Annotated in this window: 9 protein-coding genes; 3 read left to right on the top strand and 6 right to left on the bottom strand. The window is 71.6% G+C overall.

Annotation, left to right across the window (positions count from 1 at the left end; genetic code table 11):
• Positions 1 to 218 precede the first annotated feature (218 nt).
• Entirely contained in the window at positions 219 to 1001 is a 783-nt protein-coding gene (locus tag VI078_02290; GenBank protein ID HEY5998115.1) for a hypothetical protein, read from the bottom strand.
• 269 nt (positions 1002 to 1270) lie between these two features.
• On the opposite strand from VI078_02290, the gene VI078_02295 reads away from it, so the two are divergent.
• The 3 genes from VI078_02295 to VI078_02305 all read left to right on the top strand — a co-directional run bounded on the left by VI078_02295 (position 1271) and on the right by VI078_02305 (position 13913).
• Positions 1271 to 1948: a carboxypeptidase-like regulatory domain-containing protein gene (locus VI078_02295; protein ID HEY5998116.1), complete on the top strand. Its 678-nt coding sequence runs from the start codon at positions 1271 to 1273 to the stop codon at positions 1946 to 1948.
• A 138-nt stretch (positions 1949 to 2086) separates the two neighbouring features.
• A complete protein-coding gene (locus VI078_02300; protein HEY5998117.1) occupies positions 2087 to 12601 on the top strand; it encodes a PKD domain-containing protein in 10515 nt (3504 codons plus the stop codon).
• 109 nt (positions 12602 to 12710) lie between these two features.
• Positions 12711 to 13913, top strand: a complete 1203-nt coding sequence (locus tag VI078_02305) for an SBBP repeat-containing protein (protein ID HEY5998118.1) — start codon at positions 12711 to 12713, stop codon at positions 13911 to 13913.
• A gap of 37 nt (positions 13914 to 13950) precedes the next feature.
• Here VI078_02305 and VI078_02310 read toward each other — a convergent pair whose 3' ends face one another.
• From VI078_02310 to VI078_02330, 5 genes are all read right to left on the bottom strand, one after another.
• Positions 13951 to 14532: a hypothetical protein gene (locus tag VI078_02310; protein ID HEY5998119.1), complete on the bottom strand. Its 582-nt coding sequence runs from the start codon at positions 14530 to 14532 to the stop codon at positions 13951 to 13953.
• A 5-nt stretch (positions 14533 to 14537) separates the two neighbouring features.
• Positions 14538 to 15098 carry a type VI secretion system tube protein TssD gene (tssD, locus tag VI078_02315; protein HEY5998120.1) on the bottom strand — a complete coding sequence of 187 codons (561 nt, stop codon included), beginning with the start codon at positions 15096 to 15098 and terminating at the stop codon, positions 14538 to 14540.
• Positions 15099 to 15181: 83 nt separating this feature from the next.
• Entirely contained in the window at positions 15182 to 17632 is a 2451-nt protein-coding gene (locus VI078_02320; protein HEY5998121.1) for a Ser-Thr-rich GPI-anchored membrane family protein, read from the bottom strand.
• A 300-nt stretch (positions 17633 to 17932) separates the two neighbouring features.
• Positions 17933 to 20332 carry a Ser-Thr-rich GPI-anchored membrane family protein gene (locus VI078_02325; protein ID HEY5998122.1) on the bottom strand — a complete coding sequence of 800 codons (2400 nt, stop codon included), beginning with the start codon at positions 20330 to 20332 and terminating at the stop codon, positions 17933 to 17935.
• A 130-nt stretch (positions 20333 to 20462) separates the two neighbouring features.
• Positions 20463 to 23506 (bottom strand): UvrD-helicase domain-containing protein (locus VI078_02330; GenBank protein ID HEY5998123.1); only part of this gene is annotated, 3044 nt, incomplete at its 5' end.

A 23506-nucleotide genomic window follows, 5' to 3' on the forward strand; every position in this document is an offset into this window, starting at 1 on the left:
GCGCGCGTGGAAGCCCTCCTCCTTGTCGGTGGCGGGCCGCGAGGGGCCGTCGGCGCGCAGGGGGGCCGGCGCCGCGAGGAGCAGGGGAACGAGGGCAACCAGGGCCAGGGCCCGGGCAGGCCGGCAATCGCGCGCGAAAACGACGTTCATCGACATCCTCCCATCGCCGAGTGTGCGGGGCGACTGTAGACGGTCTTGCGAGGGGAGATCAAGCCCTCCTAGGGCCCCGCCGCGGCGGGCGCGGCCGGCTCCGCCGGCGTGGCGGGCACGGTCGCCGCCCGCGCCTCGCGCACCTTGAGCGAGCGGTACCAGGAGTAGCTCAGCGAGAGCGCGAAATCGAGGTAGTCGGTCTCGTAGCTCTTGAACTCGACGGGCCCCGCGATGCTGAACGCGAGCGTCCAGGGGCCGCGCCGCGCCTCCATGAAGAGCGAGAACGCCGGCAGCGCGTCGTCGATCTCGATGCGGCGACGCTCGGGGTTCTCGACCACCGTCTTCCCTGACCCGTGCTCCGCGCGGTTGAGCAGGATGTCGCCGCGGGCGCGCAGGTAGCCGATTCCGAGCCCCAGGCCGGCCCGGGTCTGGTCGACGTAGCCGCCGCGCTGGTTCTCGCCGATCCAGTTGAGCGTCGGGACGAGGTAGGAGGCGTAGCCGTCGACCGATGTCCCGACGTCCTCCGTGTCGCCGAAGAGCCAGTCGCCGTCGGGCGGCGTCTGCTCGTCCATCGAGAAGGCCGTGGCGTTCAGGATCAGGTTGAGCCCGTACCTGCCGCCCGTGCCCCAGGTGAGCATCGGCGACCCGATGGTCAGCGTCGGCATGAGCCGCGACGACGCGAACTCGCCGTAGGGGCCATCGGGCGAGTGGACGCGGAACACCTGCGAGCGGACGGAGGCGCCGAGATCGAGGAACGGGCCGAGGTAGTCGCGGAGTTCCTGCGCCGCGCCGGCTTGCGGCGCGCCCAGCAGCGCGAGCGCCAGTGAGAAGACGACGGCGAGCTTCTTCATGTCGTGTGCCCCCCCGGTGCGGTGAGGTTCGCCGCCGGCTGCGGACCGTGCCGCGCGACATCCTGAGTGCCGCGTTGATGGTAGGAGAGGCGAAGCCGCAAGTAAAGGTGCGGGGCGCGGTTGACATCGACCGGCGGGTCGGATAAGTAATCCGAACGCCCCGCGGAGCCCCGGCGGTCCCGGCGGCCGATCCACCCCGGGTAAACGTGGCTCCGCACGAGGGGCGGTCCGCTCGTCGCCCCGACGGTCCTCCACGGGAGCGGCGCGGCATGAAGGCTGGCAGGGTTCTCCTTCGGATCGCCAAAGTCCTGTTCCTGGTCTACGCCGCAATCTACATCGTCCGCTTCCAGACCACCAAGCCGATCGAGGGCGTGCTCGTCGACGCGAAGACGGGCAAGCCCGTGAGCAAGGCGATGGTGCATGTGAACTTTGCCTTCACCCACCCGAACCTGCTGCTGGTCGACACCACGAGCGGCGGGTTCGGCTACGGCACCTTCACCGACGAGGAGGGCAGGTTCCGCATCCCCCGCAAGAACGTGACGGCGGTCTTGGGGACCTTCGACTTCCAGGGCCTGATGGTCACACACCCCCTGTACGAGTTCCTCGACCATCATGTCTACGTGCCGAGCGACCGGAAGAAGCCGTATCGGCTCGGGACGGTGGAGCACGGCGTGCTCAAGCTCAAGCTGCCGATCATGTCGCTGGAGGACAAGTATTCGCGGCCGGAAGACGTCAATGAATTTGCCTATGCCGTGGACAACTGTGGCCCCGACTTCTACAAGACGATGAGGGACAGGTACAGCATTCGCTACAATATCGACGAGATCATGGCCGAACTCGAACGGCTATCCAAGAGATATCCCAGCGACGGACACGATGGAAGTTTCGCGTCTCGCGCGTTCAAGACACATGAGTTCCTCATGTCAGAGTTCAGGAAGACCTACTGAATGCGCGCCGCGGTAGTATCTGCGATTGCGGTGGTGACCGTCGGAAGTTCGACGGTCCTTGGACATGCCCACGACAACAAGTTCGTGCACCCATTCGGGATAAGCGACGATGCTCTCAAGAGCAGCGCGCCGGACGACATGTCAGCCTATTGGCCGCTGGACCGCTACTTCAACCGGTCGCCCGACGACGTCCCCGGCTACGACCCCGACGCCCTCTTCCCGAAGTCCCATCTCTGCAAGATCGGCACCCAGGGAACAATCGACGAGGACGACACCTTCCAGAAGTACAACTGGTTCCCCTATCTCAATCACTTCTGGAAGCCTTGGGCCCCGGTGGGAGGAACGTTCAATGCAACCGTGTACGGGCCGGATCTCTTCGACGAGGCGGTCATGCACTTCGCCGACGGCCGGGAGAAGGACGCTTTCTTCGACTTCGGCCGCTCCGTGCACGTCCTCGAGGACATGGGCTCGGTCCCGCACCTCTTCGCCGATTTCCATCCCAACGTCGCCTGGATCAATGCCAACGGTTTCGAGAAGTGGTGCAAGAACAACCGTCCCCTGCTTCAGACTTCCAGCGCCTCCGAACCCGTGACGTCCCTGCCGTCCGCGATGGAGACCCTCGGCCTCGAGACTTTCCGCGCCGCGCGCATCTCGGGCGCGCTCGAGCGCGACGAGGCGCACCCGGTGTCGGGCGACCTGGCCGGCTTGTTTCCGTCCGCGGAATACGTCTGGTACATCCCGCCGGATGCCGCCTTCGGCATCAAAGAGCACTGGTGCATCGAAGGGGCAGACTGCTACGAGGCTGGCAACGACCCCATCCGCAACGAAACCGACCGGTGGGGCCCGGCCCCCGGCCTTCCCGGCGACGACCACGGCCACTTCTACTTCCAGTTCAACCAGGAGCGCATCGTCCCCGGCAACGTCTGGAACGGCAGCGCCTGGGTGCCGAACACCGGCGGCCACTCCCTCGCCCAGCTCTGGGCCGGCGTCCCCGGGCTCGGCGTCTCGCGGGACCAGGCCCATCCGCTCATTCCGCGGACGATCGAGTACGCCGCCGGCTACCTGAAGTACCTCTGGGACTTCGTCAATCCGCCCCCGCACCTTTCCCGCGTGCGCATCGAGCAGGACCAGAACGGGGACGGCGCCATCGACCCCGCCGGCGACGAGGTGATCTGCGACCGCACGTGGGTGGCGCTCGGAGGTCCGGCCCTTCTTGATCACGCCAGCCGGGCGCTCAAGGAGGGCCCCAGCGCCCCCGCCATGCGCCTGCCCGTGCGCATCGACCTGCGTTTCAGCGAACCGGTCCGCGATGTCACCGTCGCCCTCGGCACGGACGCCCCGTCCCTCGTGCTCGGCACCGGCCTCGCGTCCGATCGCGGTCCGCCGACGGCCGCGTTCCCCGAAGGCGAGCCGCGCGTCATGCTCCCCGCGGTCGATCTCGCCGGACTACCCGACGGCCCAATCACCCTGTTCGTCACCGCCCAGGACCTCTCGAACCACGTCGAGCCCGTCGCCAGCGCGCTCGACCCCGACCCGTCCACGCGAGCGGGGCGCCTCCCGAGTGGCTTCTGGCGAAACATCGAAGAGGACGCCTCCTTCCCGGACACCGACCGCAATCACTCGTTTCGGATCGGCGGCATCGCCGTGCGCGGCACCCCGCCCTTTGGCCAGTGCGCGCCCGGCCACCCGGTGGCGCACGCCATCGAGGTCCGGAACCTGAGCCTCCCGGCGGGGACCGAGGCCACCATCGGCGCGTTTGCCAATGCCGCCCCCGGCTGGGGCACGAACGCGCCCGCCCTGGACGGGACGCCGTTCGCATTGCCCTCGCCGGGCACGGCGTGGGTTCCGACCGGGGCGTCGCTCGCCGTCTCGTGCAGCGAAGACGCCGTGACGGGACTCGAGACCTTCCTCACTGCCAGCGCCGCCGCCACGATCGCCCTGACCTCGGTCTTCGACACGGCGGTCACCGCCGGCGGCACGCCGATCAACGACCACCCCGACGACACCCAGAGCGTCACGAACAGCCGCTACCCGACGCCGTGGCCCATCGACACCGCCGCGCCCGTGGGTGTCCTGCTCAACGGGTGGGGCGCGGGGATCGGCCACCTGCTGGGGCGCTACGGCATCGCGACGGCGCCCGTGGCGCCGGACCTGCGCATCCTCAACGGCAGCAGCGCCGGCATCGAGTCGCTCAAGGTGCTCGTCGTCGGCTCCGGCGGCCTGACCAGCCTCGATCGCCTCCCCTCCTTCCGCGAGAAGCTCGCCCGCTTCGTCGACGGCGGCGGCGTGCTCATCGCCTTCACGCCGCAGCGCGGGGCGGAGCTGGCTGCGCTGCCCGGCGGGCAGGTCGCCGGCTTCGGCTGGAGCGAGGACCAGGCCTGCTTCGGCGCGGCGGCCCGGATCGCGGGGCGCGACGCTTCGCTGGCGGGGCAGACGGCGAACGTCATCGACGCCGGCGCGGACGGCTACCTCACGCGCTGGCCGGACGACGCGACCGTCCTTCTCGAGCGCACCAGCAACGGCCAGCCCGCCATGATCGTGTACCCATTCGGGAGCGGCAAGGTCTACGTTGCGACCCTCTACCCCGACTGGGGGTACGGCGCGTGGCAGTCGAGCCCCATGGAGCGGGCCCTCGTCCGCGACCTGGTGACGGCGGGTCTGGCTTGGCCGACACCGATTCCCGAGTTCCTCCCCGGCGACGCGGTCGCACTCAGCGTCCCGGTCGTCAACGGCGCGTGGGCCGACGCCGCCGGCGTCTCCCTCGAGCCGCTCACGCCCGACCGATCGCCGCTTGCCCCGGAAGTCGTCGAGACGCCGCTGGCGCAGGGGGCGTCCGCCGCGGTGCCCCTCACCCTGACGGCGCCGGAGACCGCCGGCGTGTACCCGGTCGGCTACCGGCTCCTCGACGGCGGGGGCGTCGCGCGCCAGACGAGCGCCAACGCGGCCTTCTTCGCGGTGTTCGGGACGCAGGAAACGCCCACGCCGCCTCCAGAGGGCCTGCGGCTCTGGGTGACGGCTCCCGCCGACCTCGTCCCCGTCGGGGGCGTGGCCGCGGCGACCGTCCACGTCCGCAACGAGACGGCGCAGGAGTACGCCGGCGCGATCGGCGTCACCTGGGTCCACCTCGGCCAGGGGCCGCTGCTCTGGACCACGGGCGTGAGCGTGCCGGCGGGCGGCGAGTCCACGTTCCCCGTGGAGTACCCCGTCCTCTTCGAGTACCCATTCACGCTCGTCTACGGGCTGTTCCCGTCGACGGCGACCTTCCCGCCCGCCGACTTCCAGCAGCGCGCCGCGGCCTCCGCGATGAAGGGCTTCGAGCCGTTCACCAGGAGCGCGGACGTCGCGCTCACCGGCGGCGCGCCCCTGCTGCGGCCGGGCGTGCCGTTCCCGCTCGACGTCCGCGTGGCGACGGCGGCGCCGCGCTCCTTCGACGCGGATGTCGTGCTGCGCCTCCTCAGCGCGTCGAACGGCGAACTCTGGACGGAAACGCGGACCGTCTCCCTCCCCGCCGCAGGTGCGGCCACGTTCACGGCGACCATCCTGACAACGGACGGCGAGCCCGGTTTCGCGCGCCTGCTGGCGGAGGTCCGGGCCGGTGCCACCATCGTCGGTCAGGGCACCCTCCTCCTCGAGCAACCGCCGCTGCAACTGACGATCGAGCCCCGGCTGCCGCAGCCGTGGGACCCCGCGCAGCCGTCCACGCTGGAGTTCGTCGTCCGGAACGGCGGCGCCTTCGCGACCGCCGCAGGGACCCTCACGGCGCGGATCGCCGATTCGCGCAACGCGACGCTCTGGTCGGCCGGCGCGGAACTCCCCGCCCTCGCCGCCGGCGCCGAGGCGACGGTCTCCTTGAGCGTCGTGGTCCCCGATTTGCCCTTCGGGGACGTGCGGCTGCGCTACCTGGCCGAGGTGCCCGGCGGACGGTTCGCCGCTGCGCGCGCCCTCAGGAACGACGTGCGGCTGACGCTGACCGCGACGCCCGAAACGGTCGGCGACGGAGACACCCTCGCCCTCGGCGTCTCGGCGACGAACGCCGGGGACTTCGCAATCTCGGGGACGCTCGGGCTCGAGGCCACCGGTCTGCTTCCCGCGGCGGAGGAACCCGTCACGCTCGCGCCGGGCGCCGCAATCGTCCGCGACTTCGCGGCGCCCGTGACCGAGTCGACGCCACTCGGCAGCCACACGGTCACTGCCAGCCTCCACGCGAGCGACGAGGCGACGGTCACCTCCCGGGTCGTCGTGCCGCCGGCGCGCCTCGACTATCTTCCGCCGCCTGCGGAGGCTGCGGCGGGCGGGCTGCTGAACGTCACCGCCGTCAACACCGCGCACAACACCGGCACCTTCGCCTGGTCGCTGCGGCTCTTCGCGGTGGGGATCGACCCCGACGACCCCCTCGCGGTGCCGCTCGCACAGGCCGGGGGCACGATCAGGCTCGTGGCTGCCGCCGACGCCGACCTCGATCTGGCGATCCCGGAGGGCCTGGCCACCGGAACCTACACCCTCTCGATCGACGCGCGCGACGCGGTCTCCGGGCTCTCGTTCCCGCGCCGCGATTACGTCTTCGTCCGCGGCCTCTCGGCGAGTCTCGCGGTGGCCCCCGGCCGCGCAGTGTATGCCCGGGCGGAGCCCGTGGCGGCCATGGCGACTGTGAGCAACGGCGGCGCGACCGCCCTCGCGGGGACCTCGCTCGAACTGTCCGTCGTCGGCGCCGGTGTCGTGGAAACGGTCGTCTACGGCGACACGGTCGTCGTCTCGCCGGCGGGCGACGACGCGCTCGGGGACGGCACCGCGGAGCGCCCCTTCGCCACGCCGCAACGCGGCGTCGACGCCGCCCCGGCGGGCGCCCGCGTCCTCCTCCTGGCGGGGACCTACCCCGCGGGCGTCATGCTGCGCGCGGGGACGATCCTGCAGGGCGAGGTGGTCGGCGGCGAGCCGGCCGCCGTGATCGCGGACGCCGACATCCTCGGCACATCGGGTTCCACCGTCGACCACGTCGCGGTGCGCAACGGCAACGTCGTCTACCCGGAGGACGCCAGCGACGTGCGCGTCTCCGACTGCCGGCTGGACGGCGGCGCCCGCACCGCCTCCCCGCGCGGACAGGGGATCGTCTTCCAGCTCTCCGCCTCCCGCGTGCTCATCGGCCGCAACCGTATCGCCGGCTACTCGGCCGGCCGCGCGGGGGTGCAGTTCTTCGGGCCCGCCGCCGACGTGATGATCCACGAGAACTCCTTCAGCAGCCTCACGGGATCGAGCAACAACGGCGTCATCGCGCTGGACGTGGCCGAGCGGGTCACGGTCCAGGGCAACGTCTTCTCCGCGCTGGCCGGCGGCTGCAACGGCGTGCACTTCTGGGGCGGGAGCGTGCCGTCCCGCATGCTGGCGGTCCTCGGCAACCGCTTCGACGGCATGACCGGCGGCTGCAACGGCGTGCACACCTGGACGCCGACGGAGGCGATCGAGGTGCGGGGCAACCGGCTCTCGGGCCTGTCGGGGGATGCCGGCGGCATCCACCTCTGGGAGACGACGGTCTCGGCGGACCTCTCCGACAACGCGCTCTCGGGATGGGCGGGCGACGCCAGCGGCATCCACCTCTGGGGGGGCTCCGGCGGCCCTCACCGCGACGTCAGAATCGAGAACAATCGGCTGGCGGACCTTGGCACGCTCAACGACACGTCCGGCAACAACGGCATCGTGCTCTGGCACGCCACCGAGCGCGCCACCGTGGCCCGGAATGTCCTGGAGCGGGTCGACGGCGACCGGACCTGGCTCGAATCGGGCATCGCCGTCAACGCCACCGCGAGCGCGCTGAGCATCGAGCGCAACGTGGTGCGCGAGAGCGTCGCCGGCATCGCGCTGCGCCCTCCCGCGCCGGCGCCCGGCGGCCACACGCTCGAGGCGGTGACCCTCGCCAACAACCTGCTGGCGGGCAACGATGTCGGCTTCCTCGAGGAGAACCTGCAAGCCGCGGACGACGTCGTCTTCCGGGACGGCATCGTCCACTCTTCGGCGCGCGCCGGCGTGCTCGTTCTCGGCGGCGGCCCCCGCGTCGCCGCCATCCACCACTCGGACTTCTTCGCGAACGCCCGCGACGTCGAGGGCGGATCGGACCCCGCCGGTGCCGACGGCAACCTTGCGGCCGATCCGCTCTTCGCCGATCTTGGCGGCGGCGATCTGCACCTCCTCCCCGGCTCCGCCTGCATCGACGCCGGCTCCCGGCCGACGCTGGACATCGGACCGCTCGACGACGACCTGACCGTCGTTCTCGGGCCGCGACCGGTCGCGATGGCTGCCGGCGGCAAGGTCCACTGGAGCACGACGCTTCCGGTGGCCGTGGCACCCGGAGGCACGGTCGAGCTCCCGGTCCCGGTCGAGCCGCTGGACGCCGCGGGCAGCCTGCTGCTCGTGGGACGTGTCTCGAATGCCGCGGGCCAGACCCTCGCTGCGGACACCGCGCGCTTCACCGTTCAAGCCGACCGGGTCCTGCTGTCGATCAGCGCGTCGCGCGACGCGTGGCGCCCGGGCGAGACCATTCCCGTCGCCGTCGACGTCGAGAACACCGGGGAGAGCGCCCTGCAAGACCTGCTCGTGCGCGTTTCCAGCGGCGGCGTCGAGCTCTTCGCGCAGACCATCTCCCTCGCCCCCGGGGCGGCGGCCGCGCTGGCGTTCGACACGTCGGCCTTGCAGGACACGGTCCTGCACGCCGCCGCCGGGCTCGCGACCGCCGACCTGCGAATCCGCGTCGTGCAACCCGCGGCGACCATCGACGTCGTCGGCCCCGCGGTCGCCGGCGACGAGCCGTTCCCGCTCTCCGCCCTCGTGGCCAACGCCGGCCCCGTGCCCGTCGACCTCGCGCTGGACTTCGCCGGCGGGCAGGACGCGTTCACGCTCGGGCCGGGCGAGCAGCGCGCCTTTGCGCGGACGGCGACCGTGACCCGGGACACCGTGTTCGTCGCCAGCCTCTCCGGCGACGTGACCGACACCGTCTCGCGCCTCGTCCGCTACGGCCCCTCGCTCGCGTTGCGGCTGGAGGCGGCCGAGTGGCAGGCGGCAGGCCCGGCATCCGCCACGCTCGTGCTCGCCAACGCCGGCTCCCTCGCGACGACCGCCGCGGTGTCCCTGGTCCTCGATGCGGACGGAACGGCGGCGGGCGGCCCCTGGAGCCGCGAGGTCTGGCTTGCGCCTGGCGCCGAGGTGCGCGAGCAGATCGCCCTCGGGACTCTTGGGCCGGGGGCGTACACGCTGCGCGCATCCTGCCGGGACCTCGCCGCTTCCGCGCCGGTGCGGATCGTGCAGGCGAGCGCCCCGCGCATCGTCGGGCTGGCCGTGGCGACGGCCCTGGACGCCGAGGGACGGCTGCCGGTCGCGATCCGGGTGCGCAACGACGGCGTGAACCCCCTGTCGGCCGAACTGTCCCTGGCGACCGGCTTCAGCGCCGACAGCGTCCCGGTCGCGCTGGCGGCGGGCGAGGAGCGCGAGGTCGCCTTCGCATTGACGATCGCGGAGGTCCCGCCTGGCGACTACACCGCGGTCGCCGCGCTCACGGTCGACGGCACGCCGGCGGCGTCCGCGAGCGCCCCGCTCGCGCTGCGCCCGACCTTGACCTTGACGGATGTGCCCATTGATCCCGAGCTGACCGCCGGCGCGCCGACAGAGATCGCGATCCAGGTCGGCAATGCCGGCCTGACGCGCGGCGAGGCGCGAATCCGCCTGACCTGCGGCGAGTACCACGACGAGGAGATGACCATCGCGGTGGGACCGGGGGCGACGGCGACCGCGCGCTTTCTCGTCACCGTCGCCGCGGACGCAACCTCGGACCCGATTCCGGCGACGGTCACGCTCACCGATGGCTGGAGCGGGCACCTGCAGACGCGCGGCTTCATCGCCTGGCCGATCCCCGCCTTGGGGGTGGGGCTCACCGCGTCGCTCGACCGCCCGACCTATCGGGACGGCGACACCGCGCGCATCACGTTGAAGGTGACGAACAGGCAGGGCGGACCCGCGCCCGTCCGCGTCATGGTCGGCCATGCCGAGCGGCGCGAGTCGCGCGACATCGTGGTCACACCGCCGCCCGAGGCCGTCGGCCTGGCCACATCCCCATGGGGATTCGTCCTGCTCGATTTCGGCCAGACCGAGGGAAGTCTCACTTCGTCCGCGCTCGATCTCGTCGACACCGCGAACGTCGTGGTCGCCTGGGACGCGACGATTCCTTCCGGGTGCTCGCTCGCCCTGGAAACGCGCACTGGCTCGACGGCGACGCCGGACGCGTCCTGGACGGAATGGGCGGCGGCAACATCCGGCTCCGTCGCCTCCGTCCGCGACGACCGCTTTCTCCAGTACCGGGCGCTCTTGGCCTCGCCGGCGCCGGACACGTCGCCGATCCTGCACGAGGTGCGCATCCTGCCGGCGGACCCGGACCGCAACACGACCCACACCGTCTGGGAAGACTTCACTGCTGCGGCGCTCGAGGTGCGCGTGGACTTCCCCGTGGACTTTGCCGCGGGGGACCAGGTCTTCTATGGCCTCTACGCCGAGTCGGGCCGCGCCCTCGCAATGAACCTGCTCCCGCTGCGCCGCGCGGGAACGAACCTGTCGGCCTGGACCGACCGCGACCGCTACTACCTTGGCGAGACCATCCAGCTTTCTGTCGAGACCACCGCGGCGGGCCTCCTGGAAATCGCGACGCCATGGGGATCATCGGTGCGGGACCTTCCGGGGCCGGGACTCGTGTCCGTCCCCGTCGGGATCCCGCGGTTCGTCCTGAGCGGCACCTATTCCCTGGTCGTCGAGTTCCTCGGCGAGAGCCTCACCGTGCCCGTCGAGGTCACCGGCTGGCTCGTCCGTGTGATGGAAGCGCGGCTCGACCCCGCCAGCCTCCTCCCCGGCCAGGACGCGACACTCACGCTCGCGCTTCAGTCAACCAAGTCCCTCGATGACGTCGCCATCAAGGGATGGCTCTCGGACGGGCGCTCGACGCGGGAGGCGTTCGCCCGGCCGTGCGCGCTCTCCAACGGGCTGGACATCTTCGATCTCGACGTACCAACCGGCGCCCTCCCTCCGGGGGAGTGGACGCTGTCCATCACGGTAGTCGGCGGACCGGGGGGCGGCGTGCCGCCGCTCACGCTCGCCGGCGCCGAAGTCACATTCGAGGTCCTGGCGCCGAACCGGGAGCCGGTGGCCGACGCCGGCAGCGACCTCTCGGCGCTCGAGCGCGACTGGGTCCAGCTCAATGGGACGGCAAGCGCGGACCCGGACAACGATGCGCTCGCCTGGAACTGGGTTCAGACCGCGGGTCCGGCCGTCGTGCTGCACGGGGCCTTCACGGCGCGGCCGGTCTTCGCCACACCCGAAGTCGGTCGGGACGGCGGCCGCCTCGTGTTCGCGCTCACCGTCTCGGACGGTCGGCTCACGAGCGGCGCCGACGAGGTCGAGGTCACTGTCGCGGACGCGAACCGGCCGCCCGTCGCGAGCGCGGGACCGGATCTCACCTGCCACGTCGGCGAAGCGGCGGCGCTCGACGCCACCGGGAGCTACGATCCGGACGGCGACGCCCTCGTGTTCCGCTGGGCTTTGGCGTCCCGTCCGGCCGGCAGCGCCGCGTCCATCGCGGGAGCCGGCAGTGTCGCGGCCGCGCTGGTTCCCGACGTGCCGGGCGACTACGCCGTCGCGCTCACCGTCGGCGACGGGCTGACGGAGAGCGCCCCCGACACCGTCGCGGTGAGCACCGTCAACTCGCGGCCGAGGGCGGACGCCGGCGAAGACCGCACGGTTCGCCCCGGGGACCTCGTCCAGCTCGACGGAGGCGCCAGTGACGACGCCGACGGGGATCCGCTGACATTCGCGTGGACGGTCGTCGAGCGTCCCGACGGGAGCGCCGCCCCCCTCGACGGCGCCGGCTCCGAGCACGCCTCGCTCCTTGTGGACCGGTGCGGGAGGTTCGTCGTCGAGCTGGTCGTGAACGACGGCTTGCTCGCGAGCGAGCCGGACAGCGTCGCCCTGGACTGCACGAACTCCGCGCCCGTAGCCGACGCCGGCCCCGACCGCGCGGCCCGCCTCGGAGAGCGCGTGCGCCTCGACGGGACCGCCAGCAGCGACGTCGACGGCGACCCGCTCTCGTTCGCCTGGGCCTTCACCGCCCGGCCGGCCGGAAGCGCGGCGGCCCTCGACGACCCCGCCGCGCCTTCGCCGTCGTTCACGGCGGACCGGACCGGCAGCTATGCGTTGACGCTCGTCGTCGACGACGGCAGCGTCGCGAGCGGGCCCGATGGCGTGGGCGTCGCGGTCAACGCGGGCGCCGCGGGCGCGACGATCGGCCTCGCGCCCGCCTCGCTGCGCCTGGTCGCGCCCCCGATCTCGCTGCGGGCGCGCATCGAACTGCCGGACGGCTTCACCGCGCGTAACATCGACCCGGCGGCCGCGGCGATCACCGCAATCGGCAAGCGCGTGCTGTCGCGGCCGGTGCGCCGCATCGCCGCACGAGGCGCGGTCATCACCGACGTCGACCGCGACGGCCGCCCCGAGATGAACCTGCACTTCCCCGCCCGGCCGCTGCTGCCCTGGCTGCGCGCCGGCACGCGGGTCGCTCTGACCCTCAGGGGCCCGCTCAAGCCCTGGGGGCGGTTCCTCGGCTCGGCCTACCTCAGGGTCGCGCCCTGAGCGCGGGCGCCGGTTGCCGGCGCGAGCTGCGGCGCGTATGCTTCCGCCATCCACGGCGCCGAATTGGGCGTACGTCTCGCGTCTTGCCTATGACAGGGAGGGGTCACCGATGATGGCATCGAGCTCTCGCCGCCGCTGCACCGCGCTGCTTGCCCCGGCGCTGCTCCTGCTGGCGACGGCGGGTGCACCGCGGCACGCCCGCGCACAGGCGCTCGTCTGGACCAGGACGTATGACGGCGGGAACACGGAGGATTACGGCGCCGCCGTGGGTGTCGGCCCCGACGGCAGCGTGTACGTCGCCGGCCGCACGGGCGAGTGGTACGACGGCAATCTGTTCCTGAGGAAGTACTCGGCGGACGGCGCGCCCCTCTGGACGAGGACGTACGACGGCGCCGACGACCGCGACGAGGACTGGGCGCGGGGCCTGGCGGTGGACCGCTGGGGCAACGTCTATGTCGCCGGCCAGACGTGGGACGCGGAGCACCGACAGTTCCTGCTCCTCCGGAAGTACTCTTCCGCCGGCACACTGCTTTGGTCCAGGACGTACCGCGGCGCCTCCGACGCCCAGGGCTGGGACGTCGCGGTGGCGCCGGATGGCACCGGCGTTTATGTCACCGGGATCGCCTATGCCGGCTTCGCGCGCGGTGATGACATCATCCTCCGGAAGTACTCCGCGCAAGGTGCTCCCCTCTGGACCACGTTCTACAACGGGACGGGCAGCGGTTACGACGAGGGCCACGGAGTCGCCGTCGCCCCCGACGGCAGCGTCTACGTGACCGGGTCTACGGAGGTCCCGGGCCCCGCGGCGCGGCTGGTACTGCTCAAGTACGCGCCCTCCGGCGTCCGCCAGTGGGTCACGCTGTACGGCGGGCCGAGAAGCGACTTCTTCCTCGGAGGCATGGGCGTCGCCGCCGGCCGCGACGGCAGCGTCTACGTCACGGGCGACACCTACAGCGCCACGCGGCAAACGGACCTGCTCTTCCAGAAGTACTCGAAGGGCGGGAAGCTGCTCTGGACGAAGGCCCTCGACGGCGAGAGCCGCCTCGACCGGGGAGACGGCGTGGCGGTCGGCCCGGACGGCACGGTCTACGTCACCGGCAAAGTGGGGACGGCCCTGGAATCGGACAACCTCATCCTCCGCAGATACTCACCGTGGGGCGGGCTGCGCTGGCAGACGATCTACAACGGCGATGCGAGCGGCTCGGACGTGGGCCTTGGCGTCGCGGTCGGCCAGGACGGGAGCATCTACGTGTCGGGCCGGACCTCGGTCCCCGGTCAGGGGTGGGACCTCCTGCTGCAGAAGTACCAGTAGGCCGCTGAGGGAGGGGGTCGTCGCGGCGCGGGCCCCGTCACTTCCCGCAGGCCTGCACCGCGAGGGTCTCGGCCGCCAGCCCGTGAGCCTCGAGCCTGAAGGCGACCTGCTTGATGCAGGCGGCCGTCTCCTTCGCCGGATTGGCGTTGGCGCAGGCCCTCGCGGCCAGCAGGTCGGCGACGTCGTCCCGGGCGTAGGAGAAGGAGTGCTTCACCTCCCGCATGCAGGCGACCGTCTCGTCGGGGTCGACGACGCCGACGCAGGCGACCGCGCCGAGGGCGTCGGCCGCGTCGCCGCGCGCGTCACTGAAGAAGGACACCTTCGAGATGCACTTGCTGATCCGCCGCACCTTCTCGTCGAACTCCTTGCCCCCGGGCTCGCCGCTGCCCGACGGCGATATGCCGGCGCAGGCGATCACCCCAATGATCTCGGCGTTGGCGCCCATCACCATGCTGGAGGAGGCCACGCGCTTGATGCACTCGCTCACGAGCTTGCCGTCCGCGGCGCCCGCCCGCGTCGGCAGAGCCACCAGGACGAGCGAGGCCGCGAGTGCGGCGGCCGCCAGGCCGAGGCGGCGGCCCGGCGCTCCGGATCCGGGGTTCGACACCGCTTCGCTCACCGCGCCTACGGCTGGGTCGCGATCGGCGCCATCCAGTCGTCCATGGCGGTGATGCCGCCGAACGTCCACTGGATCTTCTGGTAGGTGAGCGCCAGCTCGAGTGCGGCGCTGCCGGCCGGGTTCTTGTCGTCCGGGTTCACGGTGGTCTCGCTCGCCACGTTCGCGTTCGTGAGCATGATGGAGCCGACCCTGGTGGGGACCATGACGCCGTTTCTCAGCATCTCCCGGTAGAACGCGATCTCGACGCTCAGGAGGTTCTCGTTGGTGACGAGGGCGTTGATGAACATGGGGCCCGACTTGTCCAGCGGGATCTTGACGACCAGCGGCTTGTGCTGCGTCCGCCCGGTCGGCAGGCCGCTTACCGGGTCCCGGGGGCTGATGACGTTGTGGTCGAGATCGAGCACCCTCATCCAGCCCTCCAGGCCCTTGAGCGTCACGCTGCCCCTGATCTGGCCCTGCTTGGCCGCCGTCGCCGTCATGTACATCGTGTCGGCGGCGAGGGCGCCGCCCGCGAGTACGAGCAGCGCGCAGATCGAAACGACCGATGCCAGTGCGAAGCGCTTCATGCGTCCCTCCTCCTCAACCCAGACGGTAACCGGTTACACTCTAGATACTCCGGGGAACGCGGTCAACAATCGCGCGCGACCCGTCACCTCGTGATCGTGAACGCCTTGTTGCTCACGTCGAAGCAGTTCGGGTTCGCCGTGCTGCGCACGCGGACCGTGTACCCCCCCGCCGGCACCTGCGCCGCCGGGATCGTCCAGGCGTACGAGCCCCTCCCCGCCGCGCCGATCGGGACGCTCGCGGCTATGGTCCGGTTGAGGACCCCCGCCTTGTAGAGGTCGAGCCGTACGGCGCTGCCGGGGCTGTACCGGTAGGTCCACGCCACCGTGTAGGTTCGTCCCCGCTTCCAGAACTGCCCGCCGTTGGGCGCGGTCAGCGTCAGCGCCGGCGCGATGGTGAACGGCGCGTCGCTCGAGTCGGCGGCGACGAACGGGGTCGCCGTCGAAACCCTGATCCGGTAGTCGCTGCCCGGCGCCGCCGCGTAGCCGACCTTCCAGTAGAAGCTCCCCGTGTTCGGCGCCGCCGTGGCGATCGTGCGCACCAGCGCCGCCCCCTTGTAGAGCTGGATCCTGACCGTCGCCCCCGCGAGGTCCTTGCTCCCCGACCAGGTGATCTGGCGCGTCGAGCCCTGGATGACGCTCTGGCCGCCGTTCGGCGCCGTCAGCGTCAGGATCTGCTGGATGGTGACCGCCGCCACCCGCTCGACCGTCGGGTAGAAGACGGGCGTGATCACGATGCCGTAGGAGCCTAACGGCTGCAGGTCCGCGGGGATGATCCAGGAGGCTTCCTGGTCGGCGCAGGGGACGGTGGCGATGTCCAGGACCTTGCGCCGGACGAGGCAGCCTGTTCCAAGGCCGCCCTCCTGCGTGCAGAGGGCGGAGGTGAACTCTTCCGCCAGCGGCCCGGGGCCAAAACTGCCTTCCCAGAGGCCGACGTTCACGTCGCCGCCGATGTTGTTGCAGTACCACGTGATGGATTTCGCCGTGCCGTCGTTGCGCCAGACGGCCGCCCACGCCGGCGCCGTCAGCTCGAGCGTGTAGTCCACGTACTCGTCCCAGCCCATGTCGACGCGCGGGTTCTGCCGGTCGATCGCGCTGGCGAAGATCCGCAGCGCCCCTTTGAAGTCGTACAGCATCCAGGCCGGCACCGCGTCGTTGTTCCCCGCGTCGATCAGCGGCGAGTCGAAGTTCAGCTTGTAGTCCGTGTCGCCCGCCTGGAAGTGCGGATCCACGTCGACGACCGAGGCGCCGCTGGTGAAGTTGTTGGCGGCCCAGCCCCCGTCGATGTCGCTGTAGTTGATGACGTACGTGCTCCCCCGGGGGGCCACGGCCGGGATGTCGTTGCCCTCGAAGATGCAGTTGTCGAAGGTCGCCGTCTGCGGGGACTGCAGGTCGAGGATGCTGTAGGAGCGGTTCGCGCCCTGCACGAGCCCCTTGTTGTTGACGAACGTGCAGTTGACGACCGAGATGTGCTCCGCCGGCGTCACGCCGCCCGCGTAGTCGTAGTTCCAGCCGGTGATGAGACCTCCCCCCTCCACGCCGCCCTGGCCGGCCCAGTTGCCATCGAACAGGGTGTTCGTGATCTGGGCGGGCGCGCCGAGCAGGTCGATGGCGCTCGCCCATTTGTCCACGATGTTGCCGCGGAACCGGCAATTGTCGATCTTGACGGGCCCTTCGATCGCGAGGATGGTCTCGGTCACCCCGGAGCTGAGCCCGGTCGTGTTCTCGACGTCGATGTTCTGCATCGTCAGCGCGCCGCCGGCGACGGTCATCACGACCGGCCCGTTCGCGCCGTCTGCGGTGTTGTTCCGGAAGATTCCCCAGGTGAAGCTCGCCGGCAGGGCGTGGTCGTGCAGCGCCGGCGTGCCCCAGTCGTAGATCTGCGCGTGGACGGCGGCGGAACGGTTGGCCTGGTTGTCGATGAAGTCGGTGTTCTCGGTGCTGATGGATCCCTCGAGGAAGACGGCCCCGCCGGAGAGCTGCGCGGACGTGCCGTGCACGTGGTTGCGGAGGAACAGGCACTCGTACGTCAAGAGGGTGATGGCCCCGTGCTGTCCAGCGGAGACGCCTGACAGGCCGAGGACGCCTCCGCCATCGCCGTCCGCCGAGAAGCCATCGCTGACGGTGAGGAACACCAGCTCGACGTCCACGACGCGGCCCTGGCGGCGCGCGTCGATCGACAGCACCCGCCGCGCGCCCCCGCCGCTGAGCACGGTGAGCGCGGGGTCCGGATCGTACCTCAGGAAGTCGGTGGCGTATCCGCCGAAGAGGGTGAGGCCGGCGTCGGCGTCCGCGGCATCCCCCGTCACGTCGTAGGTGAAGGTCGTCCCCTCGTACGTCCCCTGCCGCAGCAGCAGCGCGTCGTCCTGCCCGTTGCCCTTGGCGATGTCGAGCGCCGCCTGCAGGCTGGCCGGCGCCCCGGGTGTGGTGCCGTCGCCCGTGCCGTCCGGCGAGACGTAGATGGTCGCCGCCATTCCCGGGGCCACGAGTGCCGCCGCCAATGTCACGCTTGTCAGCACGATCCTCAGCGAACGCATGGGAACCCCCTTCCCGTCCAGCCCATCGGCGCCCTTCCCCCCACCTGACGGTGGACATCCGGACCCGGGTCGCCGGCAGGACGCCGACGCCGGTCCGCGCCAATTGTATACTGGGAATCCAGGCTGACTCCCGGATATTTCTACCGGCACCGCGCAGCCGCGGCAGCAGGCCGGCACGCCCGGGGCGTGCGCCACTTCGGCGCCGTTCGGCGGCGCCCTCGATCAGGAATACGGAGGACGGAGCAAAAGGAATGACCAGGCGCGCCGTCCGCGGGGCCGGCGCGCCTGGGAATCCTGCCGTTACCTGGTGATGGAGAACTTCGCGTTGCTGAAGTCGAAGCAGTTCGTGTAGGCGGTGCTCCGGACGCGGATCGTGTAGTTCGTGCCGGTCATCTGCGTCGCGGGAACAGTCCAGAAGTAGAAACCCTTGCCGAACGTGCCCTTGGACGTCCTGACGACGATGTTCCGGCTCAGGACGCCGCCCCTGAACAGATCGAGCCGCACGTAGGTGCCGGGGTTGTTCTTGTACGTCCAGGTGATCTTGTACGTCGTCCCCCGCTTGATCCTCTGCCCCCCGTTGGGCGCGGTGAGCGTCACCGCGGGGAGGATCCTGATGTCCGCGTCGCCGAGGTCCTCGGCCGCGACGGGTGCGGTCGTCGAGACCTTGACGCGGTACGTCGTCCCGGGCGCCTGCGTCAGCGGCACCTTCCACGAGTAGGTTCCCGTGTTCGGCGCCGCGGCGGTGATGGTGCGCGCGAGGGTCGCCCCGTTGTAGAGGTCGATCCGGATCGTCGCGCCCGCGAGGTTGCCGCTCTGCCAGGTGATGTGGTACGTCGACCCCTGCACGAGTCCCTGCCCCCCGTTCGGCGAGGTCAGGCGGATGTGGTTGGTCGCGAGCGGCGCGGAGGAACCCTTGATCATCGGGTAGTACAGCGAGCTGATGGTGACGGCGTAGTCGGTCGCGTCCGCGAGGTCCGCGGGCGGGACGTAGCCGGCGTACGTCTGGTCGGAGCAGGGCACCGACGCGGCGATCTCCGCGATCTCGCTCCCGGTGAGGAGGTCGCCCTTCCAGAGCGCCAGCCGGACGCTGCCGCCGACGTTGGAACAGGTCCACGAGATCGTCGGAGCGGTGCCGTCGTTGAACCAGGCGGTCCCCGCCGCCGGATCCGTGACCTGGAGCGAACCGTCGACGTACTCGTCCCAGCCGATGTCGACGACCCGGTCCTCCAGGTCGCCGACCGCGAAGATCCGCGGGCTCCCGTCGAAGTCCTCGTCGTACCCCGCCGGGAGCGCGGCGTTGCTCCCCGCGTCGATGAACGGTGAGGAGCCGGGCAGCCGGAAGTCCGCGTCGGCAAAAGCGGGCCCCGGCTGACCGAGCGGGATGTTGCCGCCGCCGTCGGCGAAGTTCGTGGAGCCCAGCGATCCCTGAAAGCCGCTGTAGCTGATGGTCCCGGCCCCCGGCCCGGCGTTGTAGAGGGCGTAGGCGCCGCCCTTGTAGGGATAGCCCGTTGAGACGCGGAAATAGCCGTTGTCCCAGAAGATGGAATTGGCGATGCTCATCGCCTCCATCCTGTTGTACACGGCGCCCCCCGACCCCGGCGTGGTCCCGTAGGTCCAGTTCCCGACGAACGTGCTGTTGACGATGTTCGTCAAGTGCGGTGTGTTGAGGTTGGGACAGTCGGACGCGATCGCGCCACCGGCGCCGGTCCCGCCGCTGCCGTCGGGCCCGTAGCCGGCGATGTTGTTCGTGAAGAGGCAGCCGATGACGTCCGCGGGTGCATCCCAGAGGTAGATGGCGCCGCCCCAGCCGTCGGCCACGTTGCCCACGAACCTGCACCGTTCGAACACTGGGTGAGCGTCCAGAGTCGCGAAGACACCGGCCCCGCCCGACGAGCCGCCGTCCGCCCGCCCCTTGAACGTCGAGTCCGTGATCAGCGGCGACACCGTCGTGAACAGATGGGCCCCGTACGGGGGAGCGGAGAGGTTCGCCTCGAAGAGACACCCGTCGATCTGCGGCGCGGTAGCCAGCGTGTAGGGCGCGGTGAAGCCGCTGTACACCGCCCCGCCGCCGTACGCCGACTGGTTGCCGACGAAGACGCTGTCGTGCAGCTCGAAGTCGCCCGTGGTGTAGATGCCGCCGCCGGCCGAGCTGGCGTCGGTCGCCTTGTTGTCCCGCAGCTCGCAGCCGCTGACGACGAGCTTGACGCTCGCGCCGTTGAGCAGCCGCACGTAGACGCCGGCGCCGTAGCCGGTGTCGCCGGGGAGGGCGGCGTACGCGTTCGTGAAGCCGTTCCTGACCGTCAGGTTCGCCAGCGTGACGGTGAGGTTCACGCCCGCGCCATCCCCCTCGAGCAGCAACGCTCGCCGCAGCTGCTGGCCGTCGATCGCGCTGAGCGACGGGTCCGCGGTCTGGAGCGCGTACACCGCGTCCCAGCCGCCGCTGATCGTCAGGGCGGTGACATCGGTCCCGCTGACGGCGTAGGCGAAGCCCGTGTCGGCCGCGTACGTGCCCGCCTGCAGGTAGAGGGTGTCAGCCTCGGCGTTCGCCTTGGCGGTGTCGAGGGCGGCCTGCAGACCCGCCGGATCGCCCACGGTGCCGGTGCCGGTGCCCGTCGGGGACACGTAGATGTTCGCCCCGAAGGCTCCCTGCGCGATGACGAGTGACAACAGGAATGGTGCCGCGAACATCAGTTTCTTCATGGTCCCCTCCCTCACGAAGAAGCTCAGACCGGACACGGACGTTCCCGATGGCCTTTCGGCCCCCCCCACAATCGACAACGTAATGACGCGCGCGCCCGCCTGCAAACCCCTCGAAATCCGCGGACGCTTGTCAGATAGGCTTATACCTCGTTGACGCCGTAAAGTACAGCCCCGCCTCCGCCACCGGCTCGCCCGTGATCTGCGCCCAGATGTCCGCGTAGAGCCGCACCTGCGGGGCGTAATGGCGCGCCCGCTCGGCGACCTCGGCGTCGGTCCTCGCGGCGTCGGTCTTCCAGTCGACGATGACCCAGCCGGCCGGCTCGCGGAACGCGAGGTCGACCACGCCGCGCACGAGCGTCGGGACCGGCGCGCCGCCGGTCCGCGGATCGCCCGCCGGCAGGCAGATGGTGAACGGCGCCTCGACGAGCGTGCGCCCGGCCGCGGCGGCGCGGCCCCAGATCTCGGAGCCGCGCACGGCGTTCACCACCGCGAGCGCCTCGGCGGCGCGCCCGATATCGAGCCCCTGCTCCTCGAGCGCGGCGCGGGCGACGTCCAGGAGGCGCGCGGCGCCGGCCTCCGGCTCGCGCAGCGCCGTCTCGAGCAGCAGATGAATCACCGTGCCCCACTCGGTGCCGTGTTCCCCAGCGCGGGGCGGGCGGTGCAGCGCGGCGGCGTCCAGCGCAACATCCTTCGCGGCGCGCACGGCGTACGTCGGGCCCTGCGCGGCGTCCCAGCGCCCCGCGATGGCCGCCTGAGCCGCGGCTTCCTCGGCCTCGGTCAGCGCCGCGGCGCCCGTCGCCGGGGCGCGCTGCGGCCCCGGGTCCTGCAGCTCCGCCTCGGGAGGAAGCCACGCGGAGAAGGGCTCCCAGGGGCTGTCGGCCTTCTTCTTGCCGGCGCGGCGCGTGACGATCAGCAGCGATCCCGCGCGCGTCGCCGCCACGTAGCGCAGGCGCGCGTGCTCCGCCGCGGCGAACCGTCCCTCCTCCTCGGCCAGCGCCTCCCACCCGTGCGGCTGCGCGAGAACCTTCCTCCCGTACGGACCCGCGGCGCGGGCGACGACGAGGTAACCCGTGGTGCGCCCCCCGGAGCGATCGACGTGGATGCACGGCGTCGCCCGCGGCCGCCCCCCCGGGTCGGCCAGGAAGACCACGGGCGCCTCGAGCCCCTTGACCTTGTGCAGGTTCATCACCCGCACCACCGACGGCCCGGCGGCGCGGGCGGGCAGCCCGTCGAAGGGCGCCGCGTCCGCGATGAGCTGCTCGAGCAGGTCCGCGAGGGCCGCGGGCGAGCCGGTCTCCCCGGCCTGCGCCCGCAGCACGGCGAAGGCCTTGGCGATGCTCCCGGCCCGGCCGTCGCCGCCCGGCGCCGCGAGCGCCCGCAGGGCAAGGCCCGTCTCGTCGGCGATCCGCTCGAGTGCCGCGACCGGCGGGAGCACGCGCAGCCGCGCCGCGCAGCGGCCGAGCAGGTCGCAGGCCGCCTGGAAGCGCGCGCGCAGCAGCCCGTCGAGGCCGGCGGGCAGCGCGGCCGTGTACCGGAACACCCCCGCGGCCCGCTTGAGGTCGTACAGCTCCACGTCGGAGAAGCCGAAGAGACCGCCGCGCAGCACGCCGGCGAGCGCCACCGCGTTCTCCGGCTCGACCAGCGCGCGCAGCAGGGCGGCCAGCAGCCCGAGCTCCTCCACCTCGCCCCACGCGCTGCCGCCGCTGACCAGGTGCGGGATGCCCAGTTCCTGCAGCGCGGCCGCGTAACGCGCCAGCCGCTCGCGCCGCCACGCCACGATCAGGAAGTCGCCCGGGGTCGCCGCCGCGGGCACGCCCGCCGCGATCTCGCGCGCAGTGCGGGGCACCGGCAGGCCCTGATCGAGCGCGTGGCGGATGAAGCGCGCGATGCGCTCCGCGTCGTGCCCGGCGCAGGTCTCGTTCGTCGAGCAGTCCTCCGGCGTGGTGATCGTGCGCACGCCGGCGAGCGCCCCTGGCGCCGCGACCGCGTGCGGACGTCCGGGGACGAGCGGGTGCGCGGCAGGCGAGTAGCGGTCCTCCGCCGCGGGGAAGCCGGACGGCGGCGCGAAGACGCCGTTGCCCCAGGCGATCAGCTCCGGGAGCGTCCGGAAGCTGGCGTCCAGCTCGACCACCGCGCCGCCGGCCGCGACGATCAGCGCCTTGACCTGCTGGTAGGTCACGATGTCGGCGCGGCGGAAGCGGTAGATGGACTGCTTCGGGTCGCCGACGACGCAGAGCGAGCCGGGGACCGGGCGGCAGGCGCGCCAGTCGGCCTGCGCCGGGTCGTCCGCCGTCAGCAGCAGGACGACCTCGGCCTGCAGCGGGTCCGTGTCCTGGAACTCGTCCACGAGCAGGTGCGAGACGCGCTCGCGGAACCACCTGCGGACCCCCGGGCGCTCGCGCAGCAGCCGCGCCGCGCCGAGCAGCAGGTCCTGGAAGTTGAGCACCCTTGATTCGGCGCGCATCCGGTCGTAGTGCGCCGCGGCGGAGCGCAGCAGCGGGATGACCGCGGCGTATCGCGCCTGGCGCCAGCGGGCGACGAAGGGGCCGGCGATCTGCTCCCGGAAGCTCTCCCAGACCCGGATCTCCTCCTTCGCCGGGCCGCGCCCGCCGCCCGGCCAGCAGGACTGGGTGGCGCCGTGTTTGCAGTCGAACTCCTCGAGAATCTCCATCAGGTGCAGCGTCGTGCCCAGGCTGCGGTGGCGCGCGAGCCGCTCGATCTTCTCGTAGCGCCCCATGAGCTTGTCGCTGCCGCGCTCCTCCGGGAACGACGGGATCAGCGCCCGCATCCGTCCGAGGTAGCGCTCGAGTTCCTGGCGAGCGGGGACGAGGTCGCCGAGCCGCATCTCCGCGGCGGGCCACTCCTCGACGTCCGGGTACGTCGCGAAGGTCTTGAACGTCCCCTCGAGATCCGCCAGGTCGACGCCCAGGTCCTTGAGGCGCGCCACCCGCGGGTCCCCCTCCTCGAAGAGGCGGTCGACGAACTCGCGCCAGGCGCGCTCGCGCAGCAGGGCGTCCGCGTCCTCGTCGATCTCCTGGAAGGCGACGTCGACGCCGGCCTCGAGCGGCCGCTCGCGCAGCAGGCGCGCGCAGAAGGAGTGGATCGTGCCCACGAAGCAGCGCTCGGCGTGCGCGAGCGCCTCGCGCGCGAGGCGCGCCCGCTCCCCGCCGCCGG

The organism is bacterium (genome assembly GCA_036524115.1).
GTDB lineage: Bacteria > JAUVQV01 > JAUVQV01 > JAUVQV01 > DATDCY01 > DATDCY01.

Excerpts from the sequence above, each read along its gene's own strand:
- VI078_02290 (HEY5998115.1), bottom strand. The coding sequence starts at position 1,001 with ATGAAGAAGCTCGCCGTCGTCTTCTCACTGGCGCTCGCGCTGCTGGGC.
- VI078_02295 (HEY5998116.1), top strand. The coding sequence starts at position 1,271 with ATGAAGGCTGGCAGGGTTCTCCTTCGGATCGCCAAAGTCCTGTTCCTG.
- VI078_02300 (HEY5998117.1), top strand. The coding sequence starts at position 2,087 with ATGTCAGCCTATTGGCCGCTGGACCGCTACTTCAACCGGTCGCCCGAC.
- VI078_02305 (HEY5998118.1), top strand. The coding sequence starts at position 12,711 with ATGATGGCATCGAGCTCTCGCCGCCGCTGCACCGCGCTGCTTGCCCCG.
- tssD (HEY5998120.1), bottom strand. The coding sequence starts at position 15,098 with ATGAAGCGCTTCGCACTGGCATCGGTCGTTTCGATCTGCGCGCTGCTC.
- VI078_02320 (HEY5998121.1), bottom strand. The coding sequence starts at position 17,632 with ATGCGTTCGCTGAGGATCGTGCTGACAAGCGTGACATTGGCGGCGGCA.
- VI078_02325 (HEY5998122.1), bottom strand. The coding sequence starts at position 20,332 with ATGAAGAAACTGATGTTCGCGGCACCATTCCTGTTGTCACTCGTCATC.